Source organism: Prosthecobacter sp. (assembly GCF_029946185.1).
Classification (GTDB): Bacteria; Verrucomicrobiota; Verrucomicrobiia; order Verrucomicrobiales; family Verrucomicrobiaceae; genus Prosthecobacter.
Genome location: NZ_JAQSEA010000290.1, coordinates 1 through 11,962, shown reverse-complemented (window position 1 = coordinate 11,962; position 11,962 = coordinate 1). Strand labels below are relative to the sequence as shown.

Genomic DNA, 11,962 nt, shown 5'->3' with positions numbered 1-11,962 from the left:
CATGCCTTCCTCAACGCCGACCCCGACGCTGCCACCTCCGCACGCCTCCTCGACAAAGAACTCGACGCCGCCGAAAAATCCCTCGACCGCGAAATCATCTCCGTGATGGAATCCCACCACGCCGAGCTCGAAGGCTACATCCACCTCATCTTCGTCGCCCGCTTCCTCGAACGCGTCGGCGACCACGCCAAGAACATCTGCGAAGACACCATCTTCATCGAGCGCGCCGAAGACATCCGCTTCACCAAAGACAAACGCGCCGAAGTCGCCGCCTCAGCTGTCTCAGGTCTGTAAAAAAGTACTCATGAGCTTTAGCTCGTTCTGGAAAGCGCGCTGTTTGCCCTGGAACTCCAGAGCAAAGCTGAAGTGCTGCATTCAGTTGAGCCACCCAAAAAAACAGCTCATTTATCCAGGACGGCCTGCTTCTATGTCATCTCCCATCCTCCACCTCCCACGCCCCTACCGCGCCATCTTGTTCGACATGGACGGCACCCTCCTCGACTCCCATGTCGCCGTGGAGCGCGTCTGGCGGAACTGGGCCGCCGCCTACGGGCGTGATTCCGGCCCCGTCATGAAAGTGTCCCACGGCCGCCGCACCATCGACACGATACGTGCCTTTGCCATCCCCGGCCTCGACGAGGAAGCCGAAGCCCGCAAGATCGAAGCCCTCGAAATCGCCGACACCGACGGCATCGTCGCCATTCCTGGTGCCGCAGACCTCCTCGCACGCCTGCCAGCAGATCGCTACGCCATCGTCACCTCCGCCAGCCGCGCCCTCGCCACGCAACGTCTCAAAGCCGCCGGCCTGCCCATTCCCGCTTTCATGATCAATGCGGAGCAGGTCACCCACGGCAAGCCCGACCCCGAAGGTTACAACAAAGGCGCAGGCCTCCTCGGCACCACCGCCGACCAATGCCTCGTCTTCGAAGACGCCCCCGCCGGCATCGAAGCCGGCCTTCGCGCAGGTGCCGACGTCATCGCCATCTCCGCCGCCCGCCCGTTTCCCTTTGAGCCCGGCTGTCCCGAAGTACTGGATTATACCCAGGTGCATTTTGAGCTGGCCTAGCCCGCGCGCAGGCGAATAAAAAGGCGCTGTGTTTCCACAGCGCCCTTGGTTTAAATAGAACTCACTAACTCCTCAAGGAATGTTCCCCGGAGTAGAAACACCCTCTTCAAGCTTCAGCGCCCATTTGATCCCCGCGAGGATCATTTCCTGATAAGTCTGGGCGATCTCAGGGCTGTTCTTGCGATCCTTGGTATCCGCTTTCCAAGTCGGATCCCACACGTCTTCACGATGGCCCAGGGAGTTGTAATACACACGGCCAGCACCGAGTTCCTTGCACCATGCGACCGGGCAGTAGCCTCTCACCTCAGCATCCTTCAGCTCCTGGTCCTTCTTCGGATCTTCAATCTTCTTCTCTTTACGCTGAGCCGCTTCGGCCTTCATCTGCTCCAGATTCGGATGCGAGTTCAGCCCCAGCAGGCCGTGCACCTTCGCTTTGTCGAAGCTCTTGATGATGTAGATCTCATCGAAAACCTTCCAGCCCAGAGGCACACCCTTGGTAATCGGATGCGCAGGATCATGAACCACAGGCTGGATTTCCACCTGCGACTTGTGCGTTTCAAACTCACCGCCCAGCATGTCGATGTAGCCACGGAAAGGATGATAAGTGTCCGAGCCCGAATGCATCGCGATGAAAGCCTTGCCCCCTTCGATCAGCTTGATGAAACCCTCGCGGTCAGGAAGCAGCAGATCGCCCGTGGTGTTCGCAAACACAAAGCCATCGTAGCCCTTGATTTTATCCAGCGCCATCTTGTCCGCCATGTAAGCGGTGATCTTGTCATTCCAGATCTTGTTCGCTTCATTGAAGTCCGCAGAAGCCTTGCTGAAAGCTTCCGCCTTCGCCTTGAATGACTCTTCAGTTTCCTTCTCTCCACGCACAGGAGCCTTGCCGGGATTCTTTGGCTGGCCTTCCGGTTGGTGGACGTAATCAACCGTGAACGCACCCGACTTCGCCCCGAGTTCAGCCAGCACTTTCTCAGCCGTCTCAATGGAGGAATGGCGGAAGCCAGTGGTGACGGTGACAAGAAGGAGCTTCTTCGGTTCCGCGTAAGCGGTGAGCGACAAAGCAGCGGCAAACAGGAGAGTAAGGCGTTTGATCATGGGGAAAGAAACAACGTGGCGTGGCACCAGTCTTTTGCAGGCGGAAAGTGACCTCGGCAGGGATTAAATGCCCCGCAGCCACCAAGATCCGAAAACCTTCCTCAGAAGTAAATGCTCAGCGTCACCGAGCCAAAGAGCTGCCCTTCAGGCTGGCCTTTGAACTCCCGGGTGCGGTAGATGAAGGCGTAGCTCAGCTTCGAGTTGCGCCAGTTCATCGCGACACCGAGTGAAAGATCAGCCACGAAGATGTTCTTATCCACGGAATGGCTGCTGCGGAAAGTGTTGCCATCCAGGAAGATGTTGCGCGCCACCGCACGGCCTTCAGCACGGGCAAACATATGCACCCCAAAGCGTTGCGACCACGTCCTCGCACCCGAGCCCTCCACCGGAGTCGGCGTGGTGGCCGAGTCACTGATCGCCCCCGTGCCGAAATCATCCGGCAGATTGTAGCCAAAGCGATACTGCCCGCCCAGCGTGGCCAGAGTGTACACATTCCCCACCGTGGCACCGCCGTAAGGAAGAAAATCACACGCCAGCCCGCTGCCTTCCGGATTGCTCCGAAAGCGCCATTTGCGCTCATAAGTCGCCGTCACACCCACTTCATTGCGCAGCTGGTTGTCCCACCCCTGCGGGGAGCGCTGTCCGAGGGAATCATGCACCGCACGCTGCGTTTCTTCACCCATCGCCCACGGACCGATGACACCAATGTTGAAGACCAGAGTGTTCTTCACCCGTGGAGTTTTCCACACCAGGCCCAGCCCGGTGTAGAGCCAGCCCGCATACGGCCGCTCATTCGCCACCAAAGCAGAAGCCTGCGTATTCACCGGCGTGTACAAACACTGACCGATCGAGATTGCCACATTGCGCGTGTAGCTGGAGTCACCCGTGCCCGGCGCGTCATCGAAGATCCCCGCCAGTCCGCCCGCCGTCGGATCATCGCCAAACCGCCCGACGTTAGGCGATGTCCAGCTGATGCGCGCTCCATTCGTGTAGTCGCTGTCCGTGCCGGCGAAGGCATCGTTTTCAAAGTAAAAGGTCAGCGCTCCGAAGTGGGGGGGATTCACATCCGGCGCCATCTGGGAAAACACCAGATGGGGCAGGGCAAAAAAGGCGATGAGGGCGAACAATGTTTTCATAATAGTGAGAAAGCTACCGCGACTAGTAGGCGGTCGTCTATCGAAAAGGGCCATGGGGTTGGATGTACCAAATAATCTAAATATCTTCCAGCCTCCTGTTACGGCGGCAGCGATGCTGAAAAAGGCCGCTGAAAAGGCCCGCCCATGCCCGTTTGTGATGGGGATGAAAGCGATATCCTCCCTCCTGCTGCTTCTCTCTCTGGTCATGTCCCAGGCACAATCCGCCCCGCCTGTGGCCGCCGTGGATGCCTCGAAGCATCCTCACCTCCAGGCCGCGCTGGATGCCCTGCCCGAGGGCGGCGGACTCGTCACCATCCCCCCCGGCACCTATGTGATCACAGAGCCTCTCCGCGTGAAGACCGCAGAGACACGCATCGTCGGCAGCGGTGCAGCCACTCACATCATCAATCAAAACGCCACAGGCCAGCCAGCCTTCATCCTGCGTCCCCCCACTCTTGACACCGAAAAAAAAGCACAGCTCTGGCGCGTGCAGATCGCGGACCTGCGCGTCAGCGGCAATGAGAACAGCGGCGACGGCATCTTTGCCGAAGGCATTCAGGAAATCTATTTCGAAGGCGTCTCCGTTGACCACCATGGCGGCCACGGCATCCACATGGTGAACTGTACCGAAGATCCCCGCGTCGCCGACTGCATCCTCACCTACAACAAAAAAAGCGGCGTCGAAATCCACGGCGGCCATGACATCATCGTCAACGCCAACCACTTTGAAGAAAATCAAGACGCCCTCCGCTGCTATGACGCCTTCAATCTCTGCATGAACGGCAACAACATCGACGATCACCTCGGCAACGGCGTCATCATCGAAAATACCTACGGCTCCGTCCTCAGCGGCAACATGATCGAAGAGTGCAACGGCACCGCCATCATCCTTGATCGCGACTGCTACGGCATCACCCTTAGCGCAAACGTCATCGCCCATCATCTCCAGGGCGGCATTGACCTGCGCGATGCCTGTGGCTGCACCTTGAGTGCGAATACCTTTGTCCTCGCCCATGAGTTTTCCGTGCGCGTGGGCAAGGAGTCTGAGCGCAATACCATCACCGGCAACACCTTCTGCAACACCTACATCGGGGCAGGGAAGGAAAAGCGCCCGGCTGAGGCCAAGGTGCCCATGGGCGTCGATGTCGGCACCGGCGTTCTGATTGAAGGCGGAGTCAATGGCTTGATCCTCACCGGCAACACCTTTTCCGGGCTCACCACCGCCGCAGTTTGGAGCACAGGCGTGGTGAAAAATGTGCTCGTCACCTCCAATCTATGTCTGGATTGCGGCCGTAAACTCGCTAAGAAGAGTGCTTGGCTCGACTTTAAACCGAAGTCCCATGTCATTCTCAGAGACAACCTGGACGAAACCTCCCCCACCGCCCCCTGAAGACCCATGCTTGATGTACAGCGCAACCGCAGCGCCAAAAACCGTGAAGAAATCGAGTTCGCGCGCAAGTTCATGTGGGCCCACATGATTTTTGGCGCGGGGGTGATGACGCTGTTTTTGTTTCATGCAGTCTTTAGCTGGTTTGCCGGTTCCCTCGTCTGGTATGGCCTGAGTCTCGTCGTCATGTATGGTTATATGAACGGGCGGCAGGCCTGCCGCTGGCTGCTCGCGCTCACGTTTTTCGCCGGATCAGTGGCCGGTCTATACTTCCTTAGCCGCGTTTTGCCGGCCATCACGGAGCCACGCGCCGCCCTGGTGCCACATGCCATCATCCCCCTCTGGGTGGGACTGGCTAATTTGACCTATGCAGTCGCGGCGCTGTTCGTCTCGTTCAGTCCACGCATCCGCCGCGCCGGCGAGACAGGGTTTATGCTGTGGTGATCGCAATAAGCAGTCACGAGCTTTAGATCGTTCTGGAAGGTATGCATGATTGCTTGGGCGAACCCCGCGGCTGTCTTTGAAAGAATTAAAATCTTTTCCGGCTATACCGGATGTGCGAACGCATTCACCCTCTGGCTACGTCGATGACGAAGCTCCTTTCCAGTGCATTTCTTCTGATGCTGGCCGTGATGTGCTGTGGCACAGCTCAGGCTGCAAAGCCGTACATTCCTAGCTACTTTGATCTGGGGTGGCGGATGGCAGACTCTGACTTTCGCATTGAGGTCGTGGGCAGGCTGTCAGATGTGGGTGTTAACCAGCAACGTGTTTCAGGGAAAAGAGTACAACTGACGGTAGGTGGAAGAAGGGCAGGGGTTGACCTTGATTGGAAGCTGTTCGCTGCACTCCTCACCCTCGCGTATCTGACTTTTCGCCTCTCTCAAAAACAACAACGCCGAAGAGGAACCCTCTTCGGCGCGTTGATAAATTGAAATGCGATAAGCGAAGTTGAAACCCGCTCGCCCTTCTTACTTCTTCCGGTCCCGGATCGCCCCAGTCCTCAACCGCAGACCATTCAACCGGATAAACCCGGTCGCATCGTCCTGATTGTAGGCCTTCGTCGGATCCGCTTCCATCGTGGCGATCTGCGGATTGTACAGGCTGAAGAGGCTCTTGCGGCCCGCAGGGATGATGTTGCCCTTGTACAGCTTCACGCGCACCGTGCCGCTCACCTTCTTCTGGCTCTCGGTCACCAGTGCCTGCAGCGCGAGGCGCTCCGGCGCATACCAGAAGCCGTTATAAACCAGGGTGGCATACTTCGGAATCAGGCTGTCACGCAGGTGCATCACTTCGCGGTCCATCGTCAGGCTTTCGATCTGGCGGTGTGCGAAGTGCAGGATGCTGCCGCCGGGGGTTTCGTACACGCCGCGGCTCTTCATGCCCACGAAGCGGTTCTCCACCATGTCCACGCGGCCCACGCCGTGCTTGCCACCCAGCTTGTTGAGCAGCTTCATCACGCCCAGCGGGGAGAGCAGCTTGCCGTTCACGGCGATGCAGTTGCCCTTTTCGAATTCGAGGATCACCGTCTCCGCCTTGTCCGGCGCGTCTTCCGGGAAAACGGACAGCGTGTTGAAGTAGCCCTTGTGCTTCGGATCGCTCGCGTCAAACCACGGATCTTCGAGGATGCCCGCCTCATAGCTGATGTGCAGGAGGTTGCGGTCCATTGAGAAAGGCTTCTTCGCGCTCGCCTGCACCGGGATCTTCTTTTCTTCGCAGTAGGCAATCATCTCGGCACGGCCCGGGAACTGAGTGCGGAAGCGCTCATCACGCCATGGGGCGATGGTTTCGATCTCCGGGGCCAGAGCGGCCGCCGTGAGCTCAAAGCGCACCTGGTCGTTGCCCTTGCCCGTCGCACCGTGCGCGATGAACCCGGCCTTCTCAGCCTTGGCGATCTCCACCATGCGCTTGGCGATCAGCGGCCGCGCGATGCTGGTGCCTAGGAAGTACTCGCCTTCATAAATGGCACCCGCCTGGATCATCGGAAAGATGAAGTCCGTGGCGAACTCTTCCTGCAGGTCGTCAATGTAAATTTTCGAGGCCCCGGTCTTTTTGGCCTTGGCGTTCAGGCCTTTAAGCTCGTCGTCCTGGCCGACGTTGGCGCAGAAAGCGATGACTTCAGCGTTGTAGGTTTCCTTGATCCAGGAAAGAAGGACGGAGGTGTCAAGGCCGCCGGAGTATGCGAGGACGATTTTTTTGCTCATAATGCCGCTTTTTTAGAGGGGCGCGGAGAATAAGGGCAATCGCAGGTGTGTCGAGCACTGGAGTTCGCATTTTTTGCTAAATGGGGAGGGGAAATATCAGATGGTTAGTGAAAGTTAAATAAATAGCCGCTTTCTATTGAAATTATAATCGGTATAGTTAGGCTAGATTTATTCACAAAAAATACATGGGTCTACCTACGGGATACAGCAGTCCTTCGAATGTTTCTAAAGAAGCAGGCGACTCGACTGTGGTCATTCGCCGCGCTGCAGCGTGGGTGCTGGGGCGTTGCGCCCGGGGCCAGCGCTCTCTGACGGCAGGTATCACCCTCTTTGTCGCTTCCGCAGTGGCCGCACTGGCCGCGACGGATTTCAGCGACTACAACCTTTTCGGCAGTGCCAGCAGCACCACCGTCAGCACCATCAGGATCGGTGCCCTCACCGACAGCGAAACGAGCATCACGGCCAATGCCAGTGCCACGGGAGATGACAACACGGGCAGCGATGATGAAGACGGCGTGACACTTCCTGTCAGTCTGGTCACGGGCACTACTGGCAGCATGGTCGTGAGGGTCACGAACGCCAGCGGCTCCACCGTGTATCTCAATGCGTGGATCGATTTCAACAACAACGGCGTGCTCACCAACACTGGCGAGCAGATCGCCACCAACACGACGATCACCAACGGCACATCGAATGCCAACAGGACCATCAACTTCAGTGTGCCCTCCGGCGCCAGCATTGGCGATGTGGGCGTCCGTGTGCGCCTGACCTCCACCAGCTCTCCCGGCTCCACCGGCCAGAGCGGTAATGGTGAGGTGGAAGACTATCTCGTGCAAATCTGCCCGACCATCACGGTGGGCCCTACCAGCCTGAGCAGTGCGACGGTCGGCACCCCCTACTCCCAGACGATCAGCGCCAGTGGCGGCTCCTCTCCCTACAGCTTCAGTGTGAGCAGCGGCTCGCTGCCAGACGGACTGACCCTCAGCTCGGGCGGCGCACTGAGCGGCACGCCCACCTCTGGAGACAGCCAGACTTTTACCGTGCAGGCGGTGGATCAAAACGGCTGCGTCGGCACCCGCACTTACACCTTTACGCCGACTTGCACCAGCTACGTCATCTCACCCTTCGCCATGGGGTCGTGGGATCTGTCCACAGCGGTCAATGTCACCTTGGTGGCCACGGCGACGTCGGGCTCCGTGAATGCGCCTCTCACCTGGTCCCGTTCCTCCGGCACGCTCCCGGCGGGGCTCTCGTTGAGCAGCGCGGGTGTGCTGAGCGGCACCACCACCGCGAAGGGCACCTCCAGTTTCACGCTCAGGGTCACCGACTCCTACGGTTGTACCGCCGAGCAGCCTTATCTGATGACGGTGGCCTCCGGCACCAGCTACTCCAGCCTCCTCTATGTCAGCACCGGCAACGGCAGCACCGGCTATCTGGAAACGTATGATGTCTCCACGGGAGCGAAGAAACTCGTCGGCCAGACTCGGGACTCGAGCTCCCATTACCTGACGGATCTGGCCTGGTCACCCTCCGGCATCCTCTACGGCATCGACTTCAACAACATCTACCAGATCAACCCCACCACAGGGGCGGTGACGCGGCTGGGCAGTTTCAGCACCAGCAACAGCTTCAACGGTCTGGTGTTTGACTCCGCCGGTACGCCCTACATGAGCAGCGTCAGCAATGGTGACATCTACACCTTCAACATTTCTTCGCTGAGCACCAACTCGAACACCTCAACCAGCATCGCCTTCACCGCGCCGGCCACGGTTCCGAACGGTCAGGCGCTCAACAGTGCAGGGGATCTGGCGTGGATTGGCAATGAATTGTACTACACCACTGCGGGCAGCGGCTTCACCGCGTTCTATTTGTACAAAGTGCCGGAAGGTGGCAACGCCGCCCAGTTGGTGGGACAGGTCAAAAATACGGGTGGCTCCGCCATCGCAGATGTGTTCGGTCTGTCCACGGACGGTTACGGCACTCTGTTTGCCCAGGCCGGTAACGCGCTCTACACGCTGGATAAAACGACCGGCGTGGCCACCACCATCACCTCCAGCATGGCGTCATCCGCCATCTCCGGTGGTGCCATGCGCTATGAGTTCACTCAGGTGCTGGATGACTTCGGCGACTACTCCGGTTTTGATGTGGCACGCAACACCGTGTTCGACTCGTTGTTCATGGGTTCGCTCGTTGATTACGACATTCCAGCGGCGTTCAACATGGCCGCCAATGCGGATGATTTGTCTTGGACGGATGACGAAGACGGCGTCACGCTGCCTGCCAGCGCGGTGCAGGGAGCCACGGGCGTGAGTGTGACCGTGAAGGTGACAAACACCTCCGGTGCACCTGCCTTCCTGAACGGCTGGATCGACTTCGACAACAACGGTTCGCTGACGGAAAGCGGCGAGCAGATCATCAACAATGTCGTCATCCCCAGTGACACGAACAATGTCAGCCAGAGCTACACCTTCAATGTGCCTGCGAATGCAGCCGTCGGCAGCCTGGGCGCACGTTTTCGTCTCACCGCCGTGACCAATCCCAGCCCCTCTGGTGCCAGCGGCCCGGGTGAGGTGGAAGACTATCTGTTCAATGTGACCTGCAGCACCATCACGCTGACGCCCACCACGCTGCCTGCTCCTACAGTCGGCACCGCCTACTCAAGGACGGTGGCTGCCACCGGTGGCAATGCTCCCTACTCCTACGCGGTCGCCACCGGAGCGCTGCCTGCCGGTCTCACGCTGAATGCCACCACCGGCGTCATCTCAGGAACTGTCACCAGTTCCAGCGCCACCAGCTTCACCCTGCGCGCGACAGATGCCAAAGGCTGCACCGGCACGCGGGCCCTCAGCGTGACTCCGATCTGCCCGGCGGTGTCCGTCACTCCTGCCTCGCTCAACACGCCCACAGTCGGCACCAGTTTCTCACAAACACTCAGCGCTGCAGGCGGCATTTCGCCCTACACCTGGGCGCTCACCAGCGGCTCCCTGCCGGCCGGGCTGTCTCTAAGCACGAGCAACGGTACCATCAGCGGCCTCCCCACCAGCGGCACTGCTGCGACCTTCAGCGCGCGCGCCACCGATGCCGCAGGATGTACCAAAACTCAGTCCTACACCGTCACCCCTGACTGCCCGACGATCAGCATCTCGCCGGGCACTCTCACAGCGGGATCAGTGGGCACCGCCTACTCGCAGACCCTGAGCGCCAGCGGCGGCACCGCAGCTTACAGTTCTTGGACCGTGACCAGCGGCTCGTTGCCATCAGGCCTCACGCTCAATGCCAGCACTGGCATCATCAGCGGCACGCCCACGGCCTCCGCCAGCCCCTCGACCTCCGTGACCGTGCGCGTGAATGATGCGTATGGCTGCCAGGGCACACAGGTGGTGACTTTGCAAATCTGCCCTGTCATTTCGGTGACGCCTTCGATCCTGCCGACCCCCACCGTGGGCACCGCATACTCACAAAACCTCAGCGCTTCGGGTGGCACAGCATCCTACACTTACACCCTCGCCAGCGGCACGCTGCCCACCTGGGCCACGCTCAGCTCTGCAGGTTTGCTCAGTGGTACACCCACCAGCGCCACCGCCGCCAGCTTCGCTGTGCGTGCCACCGATGCCAATGGCTGCTCCGCCACGGTTTCATACACCGTGACTCCCGTCTGCCCGACCATCACCATCACGCCCGCGACGCTGGTCTCTGGCACCGTCGGAAGTTTCTATTCGCAGACGCTCTCCGCCACGGGTGGTGTCGCGCCTTACAGCTCCTGGACGGTCACAGCCGGAACACTGCCTGCAGGACTCACGCTTAATGCCAGCACTGGAGTCATCGGTGGTACACCCACGGCCTCCGCCAGCCCATCCACCTCCGTCACCGTGCGGGTGAATGATGCCAATGGCTGCCAAGGCACACGCGCCATCACGCTGCAAATCTGCCCGGTCATCACCTTTTCACCCACCACGCTGTCCACGCCGACGGTGGGCACCTCGTATTCGCAAACCATCACGGCTAGCGGCGGCACTGCTCCCTACACTTTCACCCTGGCCAGCGGCACTCTGCCTGCCTGGGCTTCGCTCACTTCCGCCGGTGTCCTCAGCGGTACCCCAAACACCACCACCACGGCCATCTTCACCCTCCGTGTCACCGATGCTAACGCCTGCACCACCACGCTGGCCTGCACGCTGACCCCGCAATGTCCGACGATCACCCTCACGCCTTCCGCGCTCGCCGCAGGCACCGTGGGCACGGCTTACTCGCAGACGCTCGCCGCGAGTGGCGGCATCGCTCCTTACAGTACCTGGACTGTCACCGGTGGCGCACTGCCAGCGGGTCTCACGCTCAATGCCAGCACCGGAGTCATCAGCGGCACGCCGACGGCTTCCGCAAGTCCTGCCACCACGATCACCTTCCGCGTGAATGATGCCAACGGCTGCCAAGGCTCGCGCGCCATCACCTTAAAAATCTGTCCGGCCATCACCTTGGCTCCCACGACTCCGGCCGCCGGCACTGTGGGCGTCGCCTACTCGCAGACCATCTCCGCTTCTGGGGGTGCTGCGTCCTACACCTTTGCGGTCGTCAGCGGCACGCTGCCTGTGGGCCTCTCGCTCAATGCCAGCACCGGCGTGGTCAGCGGTACACCCACCAGCCAGACCAGCGGTAACGTCACCCTGCGTGCCACGGATGCAAACGGCTGTCAGGGCACGCAGTCGATGACCTTTGCCATGGGCTGCCCGGCCATCACCATCTCCACGGCCACGCTGCCGCTGGGCACCGTGGGCAGCGCGTATTCACAAACACTCGCCGCCACCGGCGGCTCATCGACCTACACTTGGACGGTCACCAGCGGCACACTGCCAGCGGGCTTGTCCCTCAGCAGCGGGGGCGTCCTCAGCGGCACGCCCACCACTGGCAACGCAGCCGGAGTCAGCGTGACCATCTCAGCCACGGACAGCGTCAACACCTGCGCCGGTACCAAAACCTACACGCTGCAGATTTGCCCAGTCGTCACCCTTTCTCCCACCGCGCTGAACCCACCGACGGTGGGCACGGCCTATTCGCAGACCGTCACGGCTGCCAGCGG

Annotated in this window: 9 protein-coding genes; 6 read left to right on the top strand and 3 right to left on the bottom strand. The window is 60.0% G+C overall.

The genetic code is table 11. From position 1 onward, the window contains the following. A partial coding sequence (locus tag PSV43_RS23650; RefSeq protein WP_300203556.1) for a PhoU domain-containing protein occupies positions 1-294 on the top strand: 294 nt, incomplete at its 5' end. Between the two features lie 133 nt (positions 295-427). Beyond that, positions 428-1,066, top strand: coding sequence for an HAD family hydrolase (locus PSV43_RS23645; RefSeq protein WP_300203554.1), 639 nt, complete (start codon positions 428-430; stop codon positions 1,064-1,066). Positions 1,067-1,138: 72 nt separating this feature from the next. Here the strand turns inward: PSV43_RS23645 and PSV43_RS23640 are convergent, their stop codons facing one another. Then, positions 1,139-2,164, bottom strand: a complete 1,026-nt coding sequence (locus tag PSV43_RS23640) for a ThuA domain-containing protein (RefSeq protein ID WP_300203552.1) — start codon at positions 2,162-2,164, stop codon at positions 1,139-1,141. A 101-nt stretch (positions 2,165-2,265) separates the two neighbouring features. Then, on the bottom strand, positions 2,266-3,300 hold the full coding sequence (locus tag PSV43_RS23635; RefSeq protein WP_300203550.1) for a lipid A deacylase LpxR family protein: 1,035 nt from the start codon (positions 3,298-3,300) through the stop codon (positions 2,266-2,268). A 205-nt stretch (positions 3,301-3,505) separates the two neighbouring features. Between PSV43_RS23635 and PSV43_RS23630 the strand changes: the two genes are divergently transcribed. From PSV43_RS23630 to PSV43_RS23620, 3 genes are all read left to right on the top strand, one after another. Further along, positions 3,506-4,690, top strand: a complete 1,185-nt coding sequence (locus tag PSV43_RS23630; protein ID WP_300203548.1) for a right-handed parallel beta-helix repeat-containing protein — start codon at positions 3,506-3,508, stop codon at positions 4,688-4,690. A gap of 6 nt (positions 4,691-4,696) precedes the next feature. Further along, positions 4,697-5,131, top strand: a complete 435-nt coding sequence (locus PSV43_RS23625) for a hypothetical protein (protein WP_300203546.1) — start codon at positions 4,697-4,699, stop codon at positions 5,129-5,131. 143 nt (positions 5,132-5,274) lie between these two features. Further along, the gene (locus tag PSV43_RS23620; protein WP_300203544.1) at positions 5,275-5,619 is read left to right on the top strand and encodes a hypothetical protein; all 345 of its coding nucleotides are present in this window, start codon (positions 5,275-5,277) and stop codon (positions 5,617-5,619) included. 36 nt (positions 5,620-5,655) lie between these two features. On the opposite strand, the gene PSV43_RS23615 is transcribed toward PSV43_RS23620, so the two are convergent. After that, a complete protein-coding gene (locus PSV43_RS23615; protein WP_300203542.1) occupies positions 5,656-6,888 on the bottom strand; it encodes an argininosuccinate synthase in 1,233 nt (410 codons plus the stop codon). 185 nt (positions 6,889-7,073) lie between these two features. Here PSV43_RS23615 and PSV43_RS23610 point away from each other — a divergent pair. Further along, a partial coding sequence (locus PSV43_RS23610) for a putative Ig domain-containing protein (protein WP_300203540.1) occupies positions 7,074-11,962 on the top strand: 4,889 nt, incomplete at its 3' end.